This is a genomic window from Sphingomonas sp. 2378 (genome assembly GCF_038084995.1).
In the GTDB taxonomy this organism is placed as follows: Bacteria; Pseudomonadota; Alphaproteobacteria; order Sphingomonadales; family Sphingomonadaceae; genus Sphingomonas.
Genome location: NZ_JAXCMJ010000001.1, coordinates 177,798 through 196,878, shown reverse-complemented (window position 1 = coordinate 196,878; position 19,081 = coordinate 177,798). Strand labels below are relative to the sequence as shown.

Genomic DNA, 19,081 nt, shown 5'->3' with positions numbered 1-19,081 from the left:
TCTACGGTCAGGTCGCGGATTCTCCGGCGAACGCCATGGGATAAGGCCCAGTGCTAGAAATCCGCCGTCAGGCTCGCGGTCACCCGGCGGCCCGGCAACAGGGTATAGCCGCCACCGCCGGACACCCGCCAACCGAATGTGTCGGCGACGTTTCGGACCTGTAGCCGCAGCAGCGTCGGCACGCGACCGATGCGACTGCGATAGCGGGCACCGAGGTCGAGAATGGCGCGGGCCGGGAGCGCGGCGGTGTTCGCGGCATTGGCGGTCCGCCGCGCCTCGAAGGTCGCATGGGCGTCGACCGAGACACCGGCAAGGCCCGGAATCCGATAATCGGCGCTGGCGTCGATGAACAGGGGCGTGCGGCCGATGGGGCGCGCGCCGATCCGTCCGTCGTCGACCGCCTGGCCGGTCACGCGGGGACGCAGCAAGACCATGCCCGCGACCATGCTCAAGCCCTCCAGCGGACTGCCGGACAGCGACGCCTCCGCCCCGCGATGGGTGACGGTGCCCAACTGCCGAAACATGCCGTCGCGCCGGTCGAGATCGAAATAGGGCTTGGCGATGTCGAACACCGCCGCTGTCGCCCGCCAGCCGCTGGAAAAGGCATAGCGCGCGCCCGCCTCATATTGCCGGGTGCGCAGCGCGGGCAGCGCCGCGCCGGGATTGCTGGCATTGCCCGGCGCGATCCCGCTTTCCTCCAGCCCGCGCGTCGTCGCGGCGTAGAGCGTCAGTCGCTCGGTCGGCAGCAGCGCCAGCGCGGCGTTCCACAACCATGGCCGGTCGTGTTGGAGCACGACCGGCGCTCCCGGCACCGCGACCGTCTTGCGGTAATCGGTGCGTGTCAGGCCCAGATTCAGTTCGAGCAGCCTTGCCCAGCGCAGTTCATAACCGATGGCATAGCTCGTCTGCTGCACATCGTCGCGCGTCCGCTCGCCGGGAACCAGCCGCGGTTGGGGCTTTGGATCGGGAACGCCGATCGTCGCCAGCCCGAAATCGGCGGTGGCCAGCCCGCCATAACGCGCCGCCACGTCGCGAGCGCGTACCGACACGAGCAGCCGGTGGCGACGCGGACCGTCCTCGATCAGGCGGCTGACCCGCAGCTCGCCCGAGGTGGAGGCGGTCGTCTGATCCTCGCCCGCCAGGACGAAGGACCGTCCCACCCCGTTCGCGTCGACCCCGCGATAAAAGGCGGTGTGATATTCGTCGCGGGCGAAACGGCTGCGAAAGGCACCTGCCATGACCTGCCATTTGCCGAGCGTCGCCTTGGCCAGCCCGCCATAGTTGAAGGCCTGCCCCGCCCAGTCGGCCCAGTCCTGCCCAAAGAAGCGGCGGCGGGGAATGCGTCCCGGAACGCGACCATCGGCGGTGAAGATCGTCGGTGCCTGTTCCTCGTCGCCAAAGCTGTAGCCGCCATAGAAGCCGGTCAACTCGACGCCGTCGGCGGGCCGCACCCGCGCAATCCCGCCATAGCTGACAAACCAGCCCCCGGCGCCGCTGACATACTCATCGTCGTACAGCGCCGCATCCAAGTTGATGCCGATCCGGTCGCCGATCGGGATGGCCGCATCGACGACCAGGTCGGTCCCCAGATAGTCGCCGCTGTTCACCTGCACGCTGACGACCGGTTTCGTTCCCGCGCGCCGCATCTCATGGTCGATGATCCCGGTCGGTGCGGGCAGGGGATAGCCAAAGGCGCTGAGGCCGACGCGAGTCGTTGTTTCCCGCGTGATGACGCTGCTTAATATGGCGGCACGGTCCCAGTAGACGCCCTCGATCCGGTTGTTCCCTGCCTCGGTCGCGCTGAAGCCGCGCACCTCGCCGCTGGCATAGATGCCGATGGACTCGCTGCCGACGCTCTTGCCGAAGCCGTCCTCCGCCTCGCGCACCGTATTCTCGGCCGTGCGCTGCCCGGCGGCGGGCATGGCCCAGCCCCCGGCGACCAGCGCCAGCCCCCATGCCATCCGCCTCACAGCGCGACGGCGATCCGGGCGCGGATCGTGCGCGGCGCGCCGGGTGTGATCCACACGTTCGAATAGCTGCTTTCCAGATAATAGGCGTCGAACAGATTCTCGCCATCGAGATGCGCGGACAGTCCCTTGGCGACCTGATAGGACAGGTTGAGGCGCGCGGTGGCATAGCCCGGCAGGCGGAAGCCGCTGACGACATCGTCGCCCGGCCGCTCGCCGACATAGGTCACTCCGGCACCGATGCCGACCGATCCGGGATCGGTCCCCCGCGACTGCCAGAAGGCATAGGCCGCGCCGCTGTGGTGCGGGATGTTCGACAGGCCGCTGCCGGTCAGGCCGGGCCGCGTGTCGCGCGTCACCTTCGCATCGGTATAGGCATAGACGCCGGTCAGGGTCAGCCGGTCCCCGGCACGATAATTGACGTCCGCTTCCACGCCACGGCTGCGCGCCTCGCCGGTCGCGATCGAGAAACCGGCATTGGCGGGATCGTTGACCAGGATGTTGCGCTTGGTGATCTGGAACAGCGAGACGGTGCCGTTCAGGCGCTTGGCCAGGGCCGCGACCTTTACCCCGGCTTCCCAGGCCTCGCCGCGTTCGGGCGCGAAGGGATTGGCGGCGGCGTCGACGCCCTGGTTGAACCGGAACGACCGGCCCCAGCTGACATAAGTGGAGACATGCTCGCTCGGCGCGAAGGTGAAGGCGGCGCGGGGGCTGGTCGCCTGCGGGCGCTGGCGGTCGGTGCGACCGCTCCGATAGTTCACATTGTCCTGCCGTATCCAATCGTGGCGGATGCCGAGCAGCAGCGAGAAGCGATCGTCGAGCGTCAGCAGATCCTGCGCATAGACACTCTGTCCGCTCAGCCGTTCGAGCAGATTCTGGTTGAGCGGCGCGACCGGCTTGGGCTGGCCATAGACGGGGTTGAAGATGTCGATGTCATAGGGCTGCGCCGCCGTCGGGCTGAAACGGTAGAAGACGCGCCGCTGGTCGAAGTCGAAGGCGTCCGCGCCGACCCGCAACTGGTTGCCGATGCCGAGCAGCGTCCGGTTGGCGCTGATCTCGATCCGACCCGACAGATCCTGCCACTTGTAATCGTGGATGCGCAATTGCCGTCGCAACCGCGTGCCGACCAGCGCGGCATTGTGCGTCGACTGGCCCAGCAACGCGCCGTCGCGATACTGGACACCCCCCTCCAGCGTGATGCCGGGGGCCAGGTCGACATAGGCCGTCGCCTGATGCTGCGACGTGCGCTGGGTCATCTGCCCGTCATTGGGCTCGCCCAGGAACCGGTCGCGCGGCAGTGCCCGGCCATTGCCGTTCACCGCGACCAGGCCGCGATCATGGGTGAAATGGACGAGGTTGTATTCGAGCTGGTAGAGCAGCCGCACCCGGTCGCTGACCCGCCAGCCGATCGACGGCGCGAACAGCAACCGGTCGTTATGGACGAAGTCGCGGAAGCTGCCGCCGTCCTGATAGACGCCGATCACCCGCGTCGACAGGCCACCCTCGACCGGCCCGCCAATGTCGAAGCTGCCGCGCCACGTATCGAAACTGGCATAGCCCAGCTCGCCGCTCGCATGAAAATGGTCGAGCGGCGCCTTCGTCACGATATTGATCGAGCCGCCCGGCTCGCCCTTGCCCGACAGTGCCGAGGCGGGACCCTTCAGCACCTGGAAACTTTCGACCGTCGCCACATCGCGGCGCGCATTGAAGCCGCGATTGGCGCTGAAGCGATTGACCAGCAGATCCGGCCCCTGGTTGATGTCGCCGGAAAAGCCCCGGATCGCATAGGCATCCCATGCCCCGCCGAAGCTGTTCTGCCGCGACATGCCCCCGGCAAGATCGAACAGCTGCGACAGGTCGGTAAAGCCCGCTCGGTCGATCAGCATATCGTCGAGCAGGCGGACATTCTGGGGCAGCAGATGCGGGTCGATGTCGAGCCCGTTGATGCTGGCATTGGCCTTACGCGATCCGGTGACGACGACCTCGTCGGTCGTTTCCTCCTCCGTCGGCACGCGCTCGCCCGATCCCTCGGCGCGAACACCGGTAGCGGTCAGTAGCGGCACGAGAATCAGGGCCGGGGCGAGTCGGCGCAGGCAGATCGTCATGGAATCCTCGATGCAAATGATACGCAGTTACGCGCCTACAAACCGATCGTCTGTCGCCTGTCAATGAAATGATACATCGTGACTGTTGACGGTGGCGTGGCCGAGAGGGCAGTGATCGGGCCATGTCGATCATGCCTTCAACCCCCGCTGCCTCGTCCGAAATCGCCATAGCGGATGCCACTCTCTCTTATGGCGCCCATCAGGTACTCGACTGCCTGACGCTGTCGGTCGCGGCGGGCGAAATCTATGCGCTGCTCGGCGGGAACGGCGCGGGCAAGTCGACGACCTTGTCGACATTGCTGGGCTTCGTCCGGGTCGATGAAGGCAGCGTCCGGGTCAGTGGGATCGACCCCGCGACCGACCCCGACGCGGCGCGACGGCGCATCGCCTATCTGCCGGAAAATGTTGCGCTGTACGAACATCTCAGCGCGGTCGAGAATTCGGATTATCTGCTGGCGCTGTCGGGTACGCCGCGCGACCGGGCGGCGATTGCCGGGGCCCTGGCGGCGGCGGGGTTGCAGGAGCGGGCGTTCGATCAGCGGCTGGGCGGCTTCTCCAAGGGAATGCGGCAAAAGGTCGCCATCGCGGTGGCGCTGCTCCGCGAGGTGCCGGTGCTGCTGCTCGACGAGCCGACCTCCGGCCTTGATCCGCGCGCGACAGCCGATTTCAACGCGCTGCTCCACGCGGTCCGTTCGCGGGGCACCGCCGTGCTGATGGTGACGCACGACCTGCTCAGCGCCGCCGATGTCGCCGACCGCATCGGCTTCCTCGAAGGCGGACGCATCGTGGCCGAGGTCGCGGCGGAGGGTGAGGCCCGGTTCGACGTACGCGCCCTGCACGACCGGTTCGCCGGGGTCGCGGGCGCATGAACGCGATCTCGCTGATCGCGCGCGACGAATGGCGGCTGATGCGGCGCAACCGCGTCACGGTGACGGCCGTCCTGCTGCTGCTCCTGCTGACGATGGTCGCGGTCGTCACCTCCTGGACGCATCAACAGGGCATCGCCGATAGCCGTGCGCGCAACCAGGCGGAGGCGAACCATGCGTTCGAGGCGCAGCCCGACCGCCACCCGCACCGCGTCGTCCATTACGGCCATTTTATCTTCCGCCCGCTCGGGCCGCTCGCCGCCTTCGATCCGGGCGTCGACGCCTTTACCGGCAACACCATGTTCCTCGAAGGGCATCGGCAGAATAGCAGCAATTTCGGCGATGTGCGGCAAAGCTCGGCGCTGGTCCGCTTCGGGCAGCTGACCCCGGCCTTCGTCCTTCAGGCCGTGGCGCCGCTGCTGCTGATCTTCCTGGGCTATGGGGCCGTCGCGCGCGAGACGGAGGGGGGAACGCTGCGCCCGCTGATGCTGCAAGGGGCGTCGGCACGGGCGATCGTGCTGGGCAAGCTCGCCGCGCTGGGCGGGGTCGCGCTGCTGGTCGGGCTTCCCGCGATGATCGGTTTCGTCCTGATCTCCGGCCAGCCGGGGGCGTTTGCGGGGCCGATGCTGGCGATCGCGCTGGCCTATGCCGCCTATCTCGCGCTGTGGGTGGTGGCGATCATCCTCGTGTCGATGCTGGTCCGTCGTCGCCGCGATGCGCTGCTCGCCTTGCTGGCGGCCTGGGCGGTGACCGTCGTGCTGTTGCCGCGCGTCGCCCCCGATATGGCGAGTGCGGCCTATCCGCTCGCCAACCGACTACAGACCGATGTCGCCATCGCCCGCGACCTGCGGCGGATGGGCGACAGCCATAATCCCGACGACCCGCATTTCGCGAAGTTCAAGGCGGACGTGCTGAAACGCTATGGCGTGACCCGCGTCGAGGATCTGCCGGTCAACTACAAGGGCCTCCTAGCGCTCGAAGGCGAGGCGATGACCAGCAAGCTGTTCGATCGTTATGCTGCCGACAGTTTCGCGGCGCAGACGCGGCAGAATGCGCTGGTCACCGGCGTCGGCGTGCTCAGCCCGACCATCGCGTTGCGCCAGGCGTCGATGGCGGCGGCGGGCACCGACTTCGCCGGCCACCGCCGCTTCCTCGAACAGGCGGAGGCCTATCGCTACGCCCTGGTCCAGCGGCTGAACCGCTTGCAGGCGGATGCGGTCAGCTATGCCGACGACACCGCCAAGGACGCCGGGGCGGACCGGCGCAAGCGGATCGGGGCGGACAACTGGCGCCGTATCCCCGAATTCACCTTCGTCCAGCCCGATGCCCGGACCCTGGTGCGGGCGAGCCTGCCAGGGCTGGCGATCATGCTGGGGTGGCTGTTGGCGGCCGGGGGCGCGCTGGCCCTCGCCACCCGTCGGCTGGGAGCGAAGTGATGGCGATCTGGATGCATGAATTGCGGCTGCTATGGCGGTCGCGCATGGCGAGCATCGCGCTGGTCCTGCTGGCCATGCTCAGCATCGCCGCCGTCGCCGCCGGCATGGCCGAAATGGCGCGGCAGCGCGCCGCCATCGATGCGATTGCGCCCGCGCAGGCGGAGGATATCGGGGCGATCGCCACCTATATCGATCGGGAAAAGGATGCGGGAAGCGCCGCCTATTACAGTTTCCACCCGACCTGGGACGCGCCCGCACCGCTCGCCTTCGCCGCTATCGGAATGCGCGACGTCGCGCCCTATATCCTGCGGGTCCGGGCGCTGGGTCTGGAGGCGCAGATCTATGACGGCGACACCTTCAATCCCGAACTGGCCCTGCCGGGGCGGTTCGATTTCGCCTTCGTGCTGGTCTTCCTTGCGCCGCTCTTCGCCATCGCGCTGTTTCACGATCTGAAGTCCGGCGAGCGCGAGGCCGGGCGGGCGCGAATGCTGGGCGCGTTGCCGGGCGCGGGGCGACTATGGCTGCGGCGCGGGCTGGTCCGTTTCGGGCTGCTGTTGACGGCCCTGTCGGTGCCGTTCGTAATCGGCGCGATCCTGTCGGGGGTCGCCGCCTGGACCGTGCTGCTCGTGGTGGCGGTGGCGGGCGCCTATCTGTTGTTCTGGATCGGGTTGGCCGGGCTGGTGTCGCGTCTGGGTCATGGATCGACCGCCAATGCCGCGACGCTGGCCGGATCGTGGCTGGTGCTCGTCCTTGTGATCCCAACGCTCGCCAACGTGATCATCAACCGCGCCATTCCCGTTGACGAAGGCGCCAAGATCGCCTTGGCACAACGTGAAAATGTCCACCACGCCTGGGAAATCCCGCGTGAGGAAACGATGCGCCGCTTCTACGCCAGCCACCCCCAATGGGCGGACTCGCCGCCGCTGCCGGACGCTTTCCATTACAAATGGTATTTCGCCTTCCACCAGAATGGCGACGAGAGCGTCGCCGATCGAGTGAAAGCCTATCGCCAAGGGCTGGAACGGCGCGCCGCGACCGCCGACGCGCTGGGCTGGCTGCTCCCGTCGGTCGGAGTCCAGGCGTTGCTGACGCGGCTCGCCCATACCGATCTGAGCGCCCAACTCGCCTATCAAGATCGCATCCGCGCCTTTCACCGGCGGTTGCGCGCATTCTATTACGACTACATGTTCCACGACCGGCCCTTCGGCAAGGCGGACTTCGCCAGAGCACCGCGATACTGAACGCGAGTTAAGGGGATGCGATAGGCGATGATGCTACGTCGCCTTCGTCATTGACGCCCAGGCGTGCCGGATCGTGAGCGGGGGCGCCAGCCACTGCGCGCGGGCTTCTTCCTCGATGCGCGTGAGCAGGGGGCCCGGCACCTCGAACCTGTCAGCAACATACCCCCTGCGGCAGCCAGAGGCTGGTCAACGACGCTCGCGTCCCTAGCCATCGCGCTCGGCGAAAAGTTTCTGCATCACGGCCATGTTCGCGGTGCCCCATTGGCATAAAGGCTCCAGCGCCTGCGCAAGGCTCTGGCCGAGTGGGGTCAGCGTATAGTCGACCCGTGGCGGAACCTCCTTGTAATCGTTCCGGCGCAGGACGCCGTCCGCCTCCAACTCCTTGAATTGCTGGATCAGCACCTTGTCGCTGACATCGCGAATGGCGCGCTTCAGTTCCCCATAGCGGGTCGGGCCGCGCAGCAGGAAGGTGAGGATCAGGGGCTTCCACTTGCCCAAGATGATCTTCAGCGTAGCGTCGAGCCCGCAGGTAAAGGCGGGCGCGATCGGCGTCGTGACGGGATCGTCGGCTTGCGGCGTTTCAGACATTCTGAGCACTTACCAAAAGGTGGATATTTCGACGTCAATATGAAGGGCACCATCGTCACGGTGCGGATCAGCGCGGCGATGAACCATGCCAGGAGGAGTATGGGAACATGCCACTGCCCGGCAAGCGCGACGATCGCGGCGGACGCGCCGCTATCGGTCAGGGCCCGACCGAAACCCGCGCCCAAGCCGACGACGAGGGTGCTCCCATTTTTTGCGCCTCATCGTTCCATCAGCCGCCGATAAAAGCAGGTTGGGACCCCTGTCTTACCCTATCGTGATATCGGCCCTATGGTACCGGCCGTAATGTGAACCGCGTGATTTCGGACGGCACGCCCAGCCGCAGCGCGAAGCCCGGCCACAAGCCGGTGCCGTTGCTGACATAGAGCGTCATGCCACCGACCGCGTATCGTCCCGACACGAACCCGGCATTGCCTCGCGCGACGAGCCGATCGAGCCCGCGGATCATGCCGCCATGGGTGTGCCCGGACAGTTGAAGCGCCACCCCGCGCGCGGCGGCATCGCGTGCCTTGCGGGGTTGATGGTCGAGCAGGATGATCGGCGCGTCGGCGGGTGCCCCTCGGAGCGCAAGGGTGAGGTCTGGTCCGGCCTCGCCGACGCTGGGCGCCGACGGGTCGGTGACTCCCGCGATCACCAGTCCGTCGCCGCCGCGTCGGATCACGGCATGCGCATTGGTCAGCATGCGGAAGCCCATGCTCGACAGGCGCCGTATCCACGCGCCGTAATCGAAGAAATATTCGTGGTTGCCCGGAATGGCATAAACCCCGTCGGGCGCACGCAACTGCCGCAATGGCGCCACGTCATCACGCCGCATCTCGACCGACCCGTCGATGAAGTCGCCGGTCACGACGATCAGGTCGGCACCGGACGCATTGGCGCGCTCGACGACCGACTGCGCCCATTGGGCAGTGAAGAGGCGGCTGATATGCAGGTCGGTAAGCTGAACGATCCGGTAGCCGTCGAAGGACGACGGCAGGTCGCGGATCGCCACCGTCACGTCCTTGATAGGCGGAACGCGCAGCGCGTTGGCGACCCCTATCCCGGCCAGTACCGCCGCCATTCCGGCGATGGCATATCGGAGAAGGGCTGGCTCTCGGATCACCTCCCGGCGAACGAGCATGGTCAGCAGTGCTCCCAGGTCGAGGAACAGTTGGAACACGGCCAGCAGGAGCAGCGCGCCGAATGCCCAGTTGAACAGGATGACGACCAGCCGCGGGAATTCGGGCGCGAATACCGAGCCTGAGGAGAGGCGGCTCCACAGGTGGAACTGCGAGGCCGCGATCATCAGGAACCCGGCGGGTATCTTGGCCCAAAGCGGCAGCGGCAACGGCCACAGCCAGCGTGCCAGGACGATCAGCGCCGGTACGGCAAAGACGAGATTGAAGATGAAACCCACTCCGGCTGTTGCATGCGATGTCGGTTCTGAACGAAGCGCTCGCCCTACGTGTCCACCATAGGCACGGGCGAGGGGGGCGACGGGTGCCGTGGTGGCGGCAACGGCACCCGTCCTGTTTCAGGGGCTTGGCAACCACCGAGTGCGGCGGATGGACGAGTATCGGGGGCAGAGGTCCGCGTCATACTCGCCCAAGCTTCGTCGGCCCCTTCCACCAGGCCGGATCGCCATTCAGACATGCCCTGCTTTTCTCTCCCCTATCCAAGGAAGAGGGAAGAAGGAGTAGTGTGAATGTCGATGGGTCTTGGGAAAGGGAGGCGATCACTGGCCTTACGCCGTCGCACCGCCGTCGATGTTGAGTGTGGCGCCGGTGATGTAGCTTGCATCCGGCCCAGCGAGGAACGCCACCGCGCCCGCGATCTCCTCGACCTTGCCGTAGCGGCCGAGTGGGATGGCTTGCAGCACCTGTCCCGCGAAGTCGCTGTCGGCGGGGTTCATGTCGGTGTCGATCGGTCCCGGCTGCACGGTGTTGACCAAAATGTTGCGCGGCGCGAGGTCCTTGGCCCAGCCGCGCGCGAGCGCGGCGACGGCCGCCTTCGTCGCGCTGTAGACCGTGGTCGCGGGGAAGGCCATCTCGCCCGAGATGCTGCCGATCAGGATGATCCGCCCGCCGTCGCGAAGATGCGGCAGGGCGGCGCGGGTGCCGACGTGGAGGCCCTTCACATTGACGCCGAACTGGCGGTCATAGGTTTCGTCGGTATCCTCGGTGACGGTCGAGAATTCGGCCACTCCGGCATTGTGGACCAGGATGTCGATCCCGCCCAGCGCGGCGGCGGCTTGTTCGACGCCCGCTCGCTGCGAGGCCGGATCGGCGGCATTGGCCTGGAAGGCGAAGGCGGTGCCGCCCGCGCTCTCGATCGCCGCCACGGTGGCATCCGCTGCCGACTTGTTCCCGGCATAGGTGATCGCCACCGCCGCGCCCTCGGCCGCCAGTCGCTTGGCGATGGCCGAGCCGATGCCGCGCGATCCGCCGGTGACGAGCGCTGTCTTTCCCTGGATGGACATGTGCATTCTCCAAAATCTGGCCCGCGATCACGGCATCGTGCGCTGTCGGCAGGCGGAAGATGGGGTGATGCTTTAATAGTTCAATAATACCGAACTATTAAATTCACTGAATTACCCTATATCTGTTGGCATGCCCCGCTTCACCCATCCCCGGCTGGAGGACGTTCCGCTCGATCTGGCGCTTCACGCGCTCGCCGATCCCAATCGGCTGGCCATGGTGGCGCGGCTCGCCGCGACCGAGCGGCTGCGCTGCACCGACGCCGCGCCGTGCGAGTCCATCCCGAAGAGTACGCTGTCCAATCATCTGAAGCTGCTGCGCGCGGCGGGGCTGATCGAGACGACGCAGGCCGGGCGCGAGATGATCAACACACTGCGCCGCGCCGAATTCGACCAGCGTTTTCCCGGCCTGCTCGACGCGGTGCTCGCCAACCGGCCTGCCTGATTACCGACCGATCGCGTCGAGTTCGGCCACGGCGTCTTTGGGCAGGTAAGCCACCGACAAAATGCTGCATTGGGCGCAGAGGGCCTGCTGGTCGATGTCGCGGCGGCGGGCGGCGATCTCGTCCGATCGGCGGGCATGATCTTCCGCCATCATCCACGTGCCTTGGCCCAGCGCGGGGACGGTCGTGCCGTCGGGAAAGCGGATCGTCTTCATGCGGCGGTCAATGTCCCACGCCGCGCATCGGGCCAATATTCGCCGACCCTCAGGCGCGATCCTCGTCGCACCGGATCGACCAAGCGCTGCCCATCCCCGAAAGGGACAGGCAGCACAGGTTCGCTGGATTATCGGGTAAAGTGAATCCCGCAGAGCTTATTGCCGTCGGGATCGCGGAAATAAGCGAGTTCGACCGTGCCCATGGACGCCGTGTGGCGCGGTCCGGGCGGTGCTTCGATCGAGGTGCCGCCATTGGCGACCGCGACATCGTGAAACTGCTTCACCTGCTCCGGCGAGTTGCATGCGAAGGCGACGGTGCCGCCGTTCGCGACGGTTGCCGGTTCGTCGTTGATCGGCTGGCTGACGATGAAGTTGGTCCCATTGCCATTATTGTAGATGAGCCGGGTATGGCCGCTGTCGGCGATGTTCCGTGTTGCTTCGCCCACGCCCAAGGTGCCCAGCACCGTGTCGTAAAAGCGCTTAGATCGCTCAATGTCGTTCGATCCGACCATCGTGTGAAACAGCACGCCATTCTCTCCTGCTCAGGATATTTTCCAAACGAGCCCGAACCGCATCCGGGCCACATGGTTACGAGCGATACCCGAATTTGTGCCTTCGCCGATTTGCTATGCTAGAGACCCGGCCATGTCGAAATCCCGAACAAACGCCGGAACCGTCACTGTCGATGGCGTGGCCTATGATTGGCGCCTGCACAGCGAACCCCATGAGTCGGATGACGAGGGGTGGAAGGGCATGACGATCTCGCTCCTTCAGCAGGATGCCAAGCGCGAAGCCCTGGTCGAATTTCCGCCGCCCAAGCGGCTGTTGAATGGATTGCCGCGCGGTCGGCTTCAGCTTGACGATGCGACGATGGCGCGCTGCGTGCGCTCGGCGATATCGGCCGGGTGGGAGCCGATGTCGCGTGGCAGGCCGGTGGTCGTCATGGTCGACGCCGAGGGCAATTGAGCCGCACCGGGGATTTGCCTTGTCACAGCCGGCAGGGCGGGCCAATCTCGTCCGAAGATGAAGACTTCCCCGGTTTCCGACGAATATGCACGCGGACGACGCGATGGATTGCGCCTGGCGCTGTCGATCCTCGAGGCGGAGGAGGCCAAGTGGGAGGCACGGCTCGGCGAGAGCCCGTCCTGGCGAACGAACGCGATGCGGGTCATCCGCCACAAGGCGTATCAGGTGGCCCGCAAGCGCGTGCAGACGGCGCTTCATCGCCTGTTGCCAAAGTCGGAAACGGCCTTGCCGAGTGAGATCGCACAAATGATCGACCAAGCCGGCTTATAGGCCAGTGAGTGCGGGACGACAGCGGGTTGATCCATCCCTCCCCCTCAGGAGAGAGGCCGGAGGTGGGGCGCTTCCACAGATGCGACTCCATGTCATCCCGCTCCAGAATTCCGCGACTTTGCTCCTGGCGGAACTGGCGAAGCGGCTGGGGTGATAGGGTGGAAGATCGACGATCGGCGTCGCGCCGCTGACGATATCGGCGATCAGATGGCCTGCGCCCGGCCCGATGCCGAAGCCGTGCCCGCTGAACCCTGCGGCCAGCACCAAACCGGGCAGTTGGTCCACCTCGCCGATGCCGGACACGCCATCCGAGGTGCTGTCGGCAGAACCCGCCCAGGCGCCGATCACGGCCTGTTCCGACCGACGCGGCATCAACTCCAGCGCGGGCATGGGTGCGCTTGACGGTCGCCGCATCGGGCGTGGGATCGACCTTGCCGCTGCCGCTGATTGACAGGGTATAGCCGCCATCGCCGCGCAGTGTCATCCAGATATAGTCGCTGTGCATCGCCGCCGGGAAGATGTCCGGGCCTCACGCGTCGATGCTGACCAGCCGTGCCCGCCCGAACCGTGGTGCCGGGTGCCTGGGCAGGGGATGGGGCCGTGACCATGCCTATCGTCATGATGCTCGCCATAATGAAGGACTCCCCCCCCGAGCGTCAGAATGCAGTCGTGCCAGCAGCGCAACGGCGTCGATTTCGAACAGATAGCCGTAGTGAAGCTCGGGCCCGCCCCCGGCGACGGCAGGGGGCGGGCAGGCGCTCACGCCGCAATCGGCGGCCCGATGCGCCTCCGGGCTTTCGTCCAGCGCGCCGCCCAGGCGGTGATCGCGGGCAGCACGACCAGCGTCAGCGCGGTGGAGGTGATCAGCCCGCCGATCACCACCGTCGCCAGCGGCCGCTGCACCTCCGCCCCCGTGCCGGTCGCCAGCGCCATCGGCACGAAGCCCAGCGAGGCGACCAGCGCGGTCATCAGCACGGGCCGCACCCGCTCCATCGCGCCCTTAGCAATGGCCCGGTCATCCGCCTCACCCATCGCGCGGTGCCGGGCGATGGCGCTCATCATGACGAGGCCGTTGAGCACCGCCACGCCCGACAGCGCGATGAAGCCGACCGCCGCGGTGATCGAGAAGGGGATGCCGCGCAGCAGCAGCGCGAAGACGCCCCCCGCCAGCGCCATCGGCACCGCCGAGAACACGATCAGTGCGGGCACGAAGCCGCCCAGCGCCATGAAGAGCAGCGCATAGATGGCCAGGAAGCAGATCGGCACCACCAGCATTAGGCGGAGCCGCGCCGATTGCAGGCTCTGAAAGGTGCCGCCCCAATCGGTGTACATGCCCGGCGGCAGGGGCATCTTCGCGATTAGCGCCTCCGCCGCCTTGACGAAGCCGCCCAGGTCGCGGCCCCGGACATTGACCTGGACGGTGATCATCCGCTTGCCATTCTCGCGGCTGATCTGGTTCAGCCCCTGGGTATAATGGAAGCTCGCCACCTCGCGTAAGGGCAGCGAACGGGCCGTCTGCCCCTCGGCGGCGGGGAGCATCACCGGGATCGCGCCCAGCGTGTCGATATCGTCGCGCTGCACGTCGGGCAGGCGGACGACCACGGCGAAGCGACGATCCCCCTCGAACACCAGCCCCGCCTCGCGCCCGCCCAGCGCCGCCGCGACGGTCGCCGCGATCTCGTCGACCGACAGGCCCAGGCGACCAGCCGCCTGGCGGTCGATCCGCACGTCGAAGGTCGGCGCGCCGTCGGTCTGCTCGACGCTGACATCCGCCGCGCCCGGAATGGTGCGCACGGCCCCCGCGATCTTCTGCGCCTCGGCCCCCATCGCGTCGAGATCGTCGCCGTACAGCTTGATCGCGACATCGGCGCGCACACCCGCGATCAGCTCGTTGAAGCGCATCTGGATCGGCTGCTGGATCTCGGTGCGGTTGCCGATCACCTGTTTCATCCGCTCTTCAATGCGGCGGATGATGTCGGCCTTGGTCCGCACCTCGGCGGGCCATTCGCTCTCGGGCTTGGGGATGATATAGGTGTCCGACGCGTTGGGCGGCATCGGGTCGGTGCCCAGATCGGCATTGCCGTTCTTGGAAAAGACCAGCGCCACCTCGGGCAGCGTCTTCAGCGCATTCTCGATCCGCATCTGCATCTGCGTCGACTGGTCGATCGAGGCGGAGGGGACGCGGAAATTGGTGACGGTGATGTCCTTCTCGTCGAGCTGCGGCATGAATTCCTCGCCGAGCAGGCCGAAGCCCAGCAGCGCGACCGCGAACACCGCCGCCCCGCCCATCACGAAAGGGCGCGGCCGGGCGATGGCACGGTCGAGCACGGGGGCGTAACGCGCCTTGAACCAGCGGATCGGCCACACCTCGGTTTCCTCGACCCGGCCCTTGATCAGGATCGCGATCATGGCGGGCACGAAGGTCAGCGACAGGAGGAAGGCGCAGGCCAGCGCGATCATCAGCGTGATCGCCATCGGCGCGAAGGTCTTGCCTTCCACCCCCTGGAAGGTGAGGAGCGGCGTGAAGGCCAGGAATATGATCGCCTGGCCATAGACGGTCGGCCGGATCATCTCGCGCGCCGAAGCGGCGGTGGTCTCCAGCCGTTCCGCGCGGGTCAGCAGCCGCCCCTCGACCTGCTGCCGCTCGGCGAGGTGGCGCAGGGCGTTCTCGACGATGATGACCGCCCCGTCGACGATCAGCCCGAAGTCGAGCGCGCCCAAGCTCATCAAATTGCCCGATACGCCCAGCATGTTCATGCCGGTCGCGGTCATCACCATGGTGATCGGGATGACGGCGGCGGTGATGAGGGCGGCGCGGACATTGCCGAGCAGCAGGAACAGCACCACGATGACCAGCAGCGCGCCCTCGACCAGGTTCTTGCGGACCGTGGCGATGGTCGCGTTGACCAGCTTCGACCGGTTATAGACCGGCTCGGCAAAGACGTCCGGCGGCAGGGTGCGGTTGATCTGGACCAGTCTGTCAGCGACCGCCGTGGATACGATGCGGCTGTTCTCGCCGACCAGCATCAGCACGGTGGAGATGACCGCCTCCGACCCCATGCGGCTGCCCGAGCCGGTGCGGACCGCGCCGCCGATCGTCACCTGGCCGACATCGCGCACCCGGACGGGCACATTGTTGCGGGTGGCGACGACCGCGTCCTGGATATCCTCGATCGACTTCAGCCGGGCATCGGCGCGCACCAGGAAGCTTTCGCCTGCGCGTCGGACATAATTGGCCCCCGCCGAGACATTGGCGCGCTCGACCGCATCGGCCAGCTCGGTCATCGATATGCCGTAGGAGGCTAGCGCCGACAAATTGGGCTCGATCAGATATTGTTTGACGTAACCGCCATTGGAATCGACGCCCGCCACACCCTTAACGGTGCGCATCTGCGGCCGGATGATCCAGTCCTGGACGGTGCGCAGGTACGCCGCCCTGGCCAGTTCGGTGGTCAGTCGCTCGCCCTCGGGGGTCAGGTAGCTGCCGTCGCTCTGCCAGCCGGGCTTGCCGTCGATGCGGGGCGCGCCGCGCCCGTCGGGATGGCGAAAGGCGATGGAGTAGAAGAAGATCTCCCCCAGCCCGGTGCTCAGCGGCGAGAGACTGGGCTGGACTCCGGCGGGCAGGCTGTCCTTGGCCTGGGCCAGCCGCTCGGCGATCTGCTGGCGCGCGAAATAGATGCTGGTCGCATCGGTGAACACCGCCGTCACCTGGCTGAAGCCGTTGCGCGACAGCGAGCGGGTCATCTCCAGCCCCGGAATGCCCGCCAGCGCGGTCTCGATGGGGAAGGTCACCTGCTTCTCGACATCGACCGGCCCCAGCGCGGCGACGAAGCTGCTGACCTGCACCTGACGGTTGGTTACGTCGGGCACCGCGTCGATGGGCAACAGGGTGATCTGCCACGCGCCGAACGCGACGACGGCCAGCGTCAGCACCGCGACCAGCCAGCGCAGCCGGACCGAGCCGGACAGGATGGCGGCGATCATTCCTCGCCCCCCATATCCTTTTCGAGTTCGGCCTTGATCAGGAAGGCGTTGGTCGTCGCGATCCTCGTACCCACCGCGATGCCGCCCGCGATGGCGACCATGCCGTTGGAGCGGCCCGCGATCGTCACTGGCCGGGCGCGGAATCCTTGCGGGGTGCGGACGAACACCATGTCGCGCCCGCCCAGCGTCTGCACGGCGTCCTGCGGGATCATGATGCCGGCATGTGCCGCGCCGCCGCTGGCGAAGATGCGCGCCTGGACCAGCTGGCCCGGCGCGAGCGTGGCGGCGGCGGCTAGCGGCGTGACGATGACCGTCGCGGTGCGCGACTGCGGATCGACGACGCCGGTCGCGGCGCGGACCCGGCCTGCGATGGCCTGTCCCTCGCGGGTGATGAGGTCCACCCGGTCGCCAGCCCGGATGCGCGCGGCTTCAGCCGGGGGAACGGCGGCGGCGATTTCCAGGCGGCGGGGATCGGCGACGTGGAACAGGTCGGTCTCTGCCGCGACATATTGCCCCAGCTTCGCCTCGGTCATGGTCACGCGCCCGGCGATGGGACTGGTGACGGCCACCGAGCGCCCGTCGCCGGTGACGCGCGCGGCCCCTGCCGCCGCGCTCGCACGGAGCGCATCGGCCTGCGCCACTGCCAAATTGGCCTGGGCCGCATCATAGTCGGCGCGCGGCGAAACCCCCTGCGCCAACAGCCCGCGCTCACGCTCCAGTTGTCGCCGAGCCAGCCCGACCCGCGCGGCGGCGGCGGCGCGGTCGGCGGTGATCTGCGAGGCGTCACGGCTTTCGATCAGCGCCAGCGTCTGCCCGGCCCGCACCGCATCGCCCAGGCGGACGAGGATGCGGGTGACGGTGCCGGGCGCGCGGGCGGTCAGCACGGCGTCGGCATCGGGCGTCGCCTGGACGGTTGCGGCGGCGATGACTGCCCGGTCCAGTTCGCCCGTACCCGCCGCCGCGACGGCGATCTGCGACGCGGCGATGGCTTGCGGCGATAGGACCAGCGTGTCGGGTGGTCCCTCTTCGGCAGCGGGCTGGGCGGTGGGGGCGGGGGATGCGGTCGGCTGGGTCAGCCGGGCCGCACCGAAGCCGAAAGCAGCGGCGGCGACAAGGCCCAGCGCGGCGCCCGCATAGAGACGATGTTTGGTGATCATTGGACCGGTTCTCCGGTGATGCTGAGGCCCGCCAGGCGGGCCAGGGTGGCGCGCGCCTCGAAACGGGCGATGTCGGCGTCCAGGATGACGCCGCGCGCGGCGCCCAGATTGTGGCGCGCGCTCAGAAGCTCGATCAGCGGCGCCTTGCCCGCCTCATAGGCGAGGCGCGCCAGCCGATAGGCTTCCTCGGCGGTGGCGAGCATCCGCCGGGCCGCCTCGCCCCGCTTGTCGGCGGCGGCGATCAGCGCGACGGCGGCGCGGGTGCCCGCCTCGGCCTCTAGCAGGGCGGCGGCGGCGCGCGCTTCCATGCCCTGCAACTCGGCCTGGGCGGCGGCGATATTGCCCCGGTTGCGGTCGAAGACCGGCAGGGGGACGGAGACGCCCGCGACGACCGCCGGGCCGTTCGCGACGCGCAGCTGTCGCACACCCAATTGCGCGGTGATGTCGGGCGTGGCGCGGCGTTGCTGCACGGTGACCGCGCGGGCGGCGGCGTCACGCTCGGCCTGGGCGAGCTTCACCGTCGCGCTCTGCATCGGGTCGACCGGGCCGCTCGCCGGATGTGCGTTCATCCGGTCGATGAGGGATTCGGCGATGCCGCTATAGGGTGTCGGCGATCCGGCCAGCGCCGCCAGCCGGGCGAGCGCGCCGAACCGCTCCGCACGGGCGACCTCCAGGTCCGACTCCATCGTGTGCAGTTCGGTCTCGGCCTGGACCTGGCGTAGCCGTGCCTCCTTGCCCGCCGCGACCAGCGCGCGGGCGACCTTCAGCACGTCGGTCGCCTCCTCCACCTCGTCCTCGGCCAGCGCGATGCGGCGGTCGGCGACCTCGGCTCCGGCATAGGCGCGGGCGAGGTCGGTCGCGAAGGCGATGCGCCCCTCGATCCCGCGTGCCTCGGCCAGGGCGACCCTGGCCTCTCTGGCGGCGATCCGGGCGGCGCGCTTGCCGCCCAGTTCGATCGGCTGGTCGATCTGGAGCGTCGTCTGCTGCTGGTCGCGGGCATTGGTGCGAAGGTCGCCCGCGAAATTCTCGGCCAGCAGGTTGATGGAAGGGTTGGGCCGGGCGCGCGCCTGTTCGGCCTGACCGCGCGCCTGCGCCACATCGGCGTCGAGCGCGGTGACGCGCGGTGCTTCGCGCGCCTCGCGCAGCAGTTGCGAGAAGGGGGGCGCGGTTTGCGCCCGGCCCGTGCCGGCGGGCCATAGCGCCACCAGCGTACCGGCCAGCGCGATGCCGCGCGCCCGGCGAATGAAACCGTTCATATCTTTGCTGTTCCTGCCACATGGGGAGCCTGTTGACGCCGAAGCGCCGAACCG

General features: G+C 67.6%; 18 protein-coding genes. 6 read left to right on the top strand and 12 right to left on the bottom strand.

Going from position 1 to position 19,081, the window contains the following annotated elements; all coding sequences use genetic code 11:
- Window positions 1-53 precede the first annotated feature (53 nt).
- The gene (locus SM191_RS00880) at window positions 54-1,961 is read right to left on the bottom strand and encodes a TonB-dependent receptor domain-containing protein (protein ID WP_341504538.1); all 1,908 of its coding nucleotides are present in this window, start codon (window positions 1,959-1,961) and stop codon (window positions 54-56) included.
- A gap of 5 nt (window positions 1,962-1,966) precedes the next feature.
- Window positions 1,967-4,072, bottom strand: a complete 2,106-nt coding sequence (locus SM191_RS00875) for a TonB-dependent siderophore receptor (protein ID WP_341504537.1) — start codon at window positions 4,070-4,072, stop codon at window positions 1,967-1,969.
- 131 nt (window positions 4,073-4,203) lie between these two features.
- Here SM191_RS00875 and SM191_RS00870 point away from each other — a divergent pair, with 131 nt between their 5' ends.
- From SM191_RS00870 to SM191_RS00860, 3 genes are read left to right on the top strand one after another with little or no spacing between them, the layout of a single operon-like run.
- Entirely contained in the window at window positions 4,204-4,941 is a 738-nt protein-coding gene (locus tag SM191_RS00870; RefSeq protein WP_341504536.1) for an ABC transporter ATP-binding protein, read from the top strand.
- Window positions 4,938-6,374: an ABC transporter permease gene (locus tag SM191_RS00865; RefSeq protein ID WP_341504535.1), complete on the top strand. Its 1,437-nt coding sequence runs from the start codon at window positions 4,938-4,940 to the stop codon at window positions 6,372-6,374. The genes SM191_RS00870 and SM191_RS00865 overlap by 4 nt, the downstream gene beginning before the upstream one ends.
- Complete coding sequence (locus SM191_RS00860; RefSeq protein ID WP_307000990.1) at window positions 6,374-7,615, top strand: ABC transporter permease; 1,242 nt, start codon at window positions 6,374-6,376, stop codon at window positions 7,613-7,615. Before SM191_RS00865 ends, SM191_RS00860 begins: the two co-directional genes overlap by 1 nt.
- A 204-nt stretch (window positions 7,616-7,819) precedes the next feature.
- On the opposite strand, the gene SM191_RS00855 is transcribed toward SM191_RS00860, so the two are convergent.
- The 4 genes from SM191_RS00855 to SM191_RS00845 all read right to left on the bottom strand — a co-directional run bounded on the left by SM191_RS00855 (window position 7,820) and on the right by SM191_RS00845 (window position 10,679).
- On the bottom strand, window positions 7,820-8,203 hold the full coding sequence (locus SM191_RS00855) for a winged helix-turn-helix transcriptional regulator (protein ID WP_341504534.1): 384 nt from the start codon (window positions 8,201-8,203) through the stop codon (window positions 7,820-7,822).
- Complete coding sequence (locus SM191_RS19845) at window positions 8,122-8,388, bottom strand: hypothetical protein (RefSeq protein WP_373461782.1); 267 nt, start codon at window positions 8,386-8,388, stop codon at window positions 8,122-8,124. Before SM191_RS19845 ends, SM191_RS00855 begins: the two co-directional genes overlap by 82 nt.
- 101 nt (window positions 8,389-8,489) lie before the next feature.
- On the bottom strand, window positions 8,490-9,617 hold the full coding sequence (locus tag SM191_RS00850; protein ID WP_341504533.1) for a metallophosphoesterase: 1,128 nt from the start codon (window positions 9,615-9,617) through the stop codon (window positions 8,490-8,492).
- 327 nt (window positions 9,618-9,944) lie between these two features.
- A complete protein-coding gene (locus SM191_RS00845) occupies window positions 9,945-10,679 on the bottom strand; it encodes a 3-oxoacyl-ACP reductase family protein (protein WP_341504532.1) in 735 nt (244 codons plus the stop codon).
- Window positions 10,680-10,809: 130 nt separating this feature from the next.
- On the opposite strand from SM191_RS00845, the gene SM191_RS00840 reads away from it, so the two are divergent.
- Entirely contained in the window at window positions 10,810-11,121 is a 312-nt protein-coding gene (locus tag SM191_RS00840) for an ArsR/SmtB family transcription factor (RefSeq protein WP_341504531.1), read from the top strand.
- Here SM191_RS00840 and SM191_RS00835 read toward each other — a convergent pair whose 3' ends face one another.
- Together SM191_RS00835 and SM191_RS00830 are read right to left on the bottom strand one after the other, a co-directional pair.
- Window positions 11,122-11,334 carry a hypothetical protein gene (locus tag SM191_RS00835; protein WP_307000987.1) on the bottom strand — a complete coding sequence of 71 codons (213 nt, stop codon included), beginning with the start codon at window positions 11,332-11,334 and terminating at the stop codon, window positions 11,122-11,124.
- A 128-nt stretch (window positions 11,335-11,462) separates the two neighbouring features.
- The gene (locus SM191_RS00830; protein WP_341504528.1) at window positions 11,463-11,861 is read right to left on the bottom strand and encodes a VOC family protein; all 399 of its coding nucleotides are present in this window, start codon (window positions 11,859-11,861) and stop codon (window positions 11,463-11,465) included.
- Window positions 11,862-11,979: 118 nt separating this feature from the next.
- Between SM191_RS00830 and SM191_RS00825 the strand changes: the two genes are divergently transcribed.
- Together SM191_RS00825 and SM191_RS00820 are read left to right on the top strand one after the other, a co-directional pair.
- Window positions 11,980-12,300: a hypothetical protein gene (locus SM191_RS00825; RefSeq protein WP_341504527.1), complete on the top strand. Its 321-nt coding sequence runs from the start codon at window positions 11,980-11,982 to the stop codon at window positions 12,298-12,300.
- A 57-nt stretch (window positions 12,301-12,357) separates the two neighbouring features.
- Window positions 12,358-12,630 (top strand): hypothetical protein, encoded by a 273-nt coding sequence (locus tag SM191_RS00820; protein ID WP_267433157.1) that lies wholly within the window; start codon window positions 12,358-12,360, stop codon window positions 12,628-12,630.
- Here SM191_RS00820 and SM191_RS00815 read toward each other — a convergent pair.
- The 4 genes from SM191_RS00815 to SM191_RS00800 all read right to left on the bottom strand — a co-directional run bounded on the left by SM191_RS00815 (window position 12,625) and on the right by SM191_RS00800 (window position 19,027).
- Window positions 12,625-13,002, bottom strand: coding sequence for an NAD(P)/FAD-dependent oxidoreductase (locus SM191_RS00815; RefSeq protein WP_341504585.1), 378 nt, complete (start codon window positions 13,000-13,002; stop codon window positions 12,625-12,627). The genes SM191_RS00820 and SM191_RS00815 overlap by 6 nt on opposite strands.
- A gap of 387 nt (window positions 13,003-13,389) precedes the next feature.
- Window positions 13,390-16,614: an efflux RND transporter permease subunit gene (locus SM191_RS00810; RefSeq protein ID WP_341504526.1), complete on the bottom strand. Its 3,225-nt coding sequence runs from the start codon at window positions 16,612-16,614 to the stop codon at window positions 13,390-13,392.
- A complete protein-coding gene (locus SM191_RS00805; protein WP_341504525.1) occupies window positions 16,611-17,771 on the bottom strand; it encodes an efflux RND transporter periplasmic adaptor subunit in 1,161 nt (386 codons plus the stop codon). Before SM191_RS00805 ends, SM191_RS00810 begins: the two co-directional genes overlap by 4 nt.
- Window positions 17,768-19,027, bottom strand: a complete 1,260-nt coding sequence (locus SM191_RS00800) for a TolC family protein (RefSeq protein ID WP_341504524.1) — start codon at window positions 19,025-19,027, stop codon at window positions 17,768-17,770. Before SM191_RS00800 ends, SM191_RS00805 begins: the two co-directional genes overlap by 4 nt.
- Between the last annotated feature and the right edge of the window lie 54 nt (window positions 19,028-19,081).

Bases quoted from the DNA above. Each gene is read 5' to 3' on its own strand.
- SM191_RS00805 (WP_341504525.1), bottom strand. From the start codon at position 17,771: ATGATCACCAAACATCGTCTCTATGCGGGCGCCGCGCTGGGCCTTGTC.
- SM191_RS00845 (WP_341504532.1), bottom strand. From the start codon at position 10,679: ATGTCCATCCAGGGAAAGACAGCGCTCGTCACCGGCGGATCGCGCGGC.
- SM191_RS00840 (WP_341504531.1), top strand. From the start codon at position 10,810: ATGCCCCGCTTCACCCATCCCCGGCTGGAGGACGTTCCGCTCGATCTG.
- SM191_RS00875 (WP_341504537.1), bottom strand. From the start codon at position 4,072: ATGACGATCTGCCTGCGCCGACTCGCCCCGGCCCTGATTCTCGTGCCG.
- SM191_RS00820 (WP_267433157.1), top strand. From the start codon at position 12,358: ATGAAGACTTCCCCGGTTTCCGACGAATATGCACGCGGACGACGCGAT.
- SM191_RS00835 (WP_307000987.1), bottom strand. From the start codon at position 11,334: ATGAAGACGATCCGCTTTCCCGACGGCACGACCGTCCCCGCGCTGGGC.
- SM191_RS00855 (WP_341504534.1), bottom strand. From the start codon at position 8,203: ATGTCTGAAACGCCGCAAGCCGACGATCCCGTCACGACGCCGATCGCG.
- SM191_RS00810 (WP_341504526.1), bottom strand. From the start codon at position 16,614: ATGATCGCCGCCATCCTGTCCGGCTCGGTCCGGCTGCGCTGGCTGGTC.
- SM191_RS00865 (WP_341504535.1), top strand. From the start codon at position 4,938: ATGAACGCGATCTCGCTGATCGCGCGCGACGAATGGCGGCTGATGCGG.
- SM191_RS00800 (WP_341504524.1), bottom strand. From the start codon at position 19,027: ATGAACGGTTTCATTCGCCGGGCGCGCGGCATCGCGCTGGCCGGTACG.
- SM191_RS00870 (WP_341504536.1), top strand. From the start codon at position 4,204: ATGCCTTCAACCCCCGCTGCCTCGTCCGAAATCGCCATAGCGGATGCC.
- SM191_RS00815 (WP_341504585.1), bottom strand. From the start codon at position 13,002: ATGCCGCGTCGGTCGGAACAGGCCGTGATCGGCGCCTGGGCGGGTTCT.
- SM191_RS00825 (WP_341504527.1), top strand. From the start codon at position 11,980: ATGTCGAAATCCCGAACAAACGCCGGAACCGTCACTGTCGATGGCGTG.
- SM191_RS00880 (WP_341504538.1), bottom strand. From the start codon at position 1,961: ATGGCATGGGGGCTGGCGCTGGTCGCCGGGGGCTGGGCCATGCCCGCC.
- SM191_RS00860 (WP_307000990.1), top strand. From the start codon at position 6,374: ATGGCGATCTGGATGCATGAATTGCGGCTGCTATGGCGGTCGCGCATG.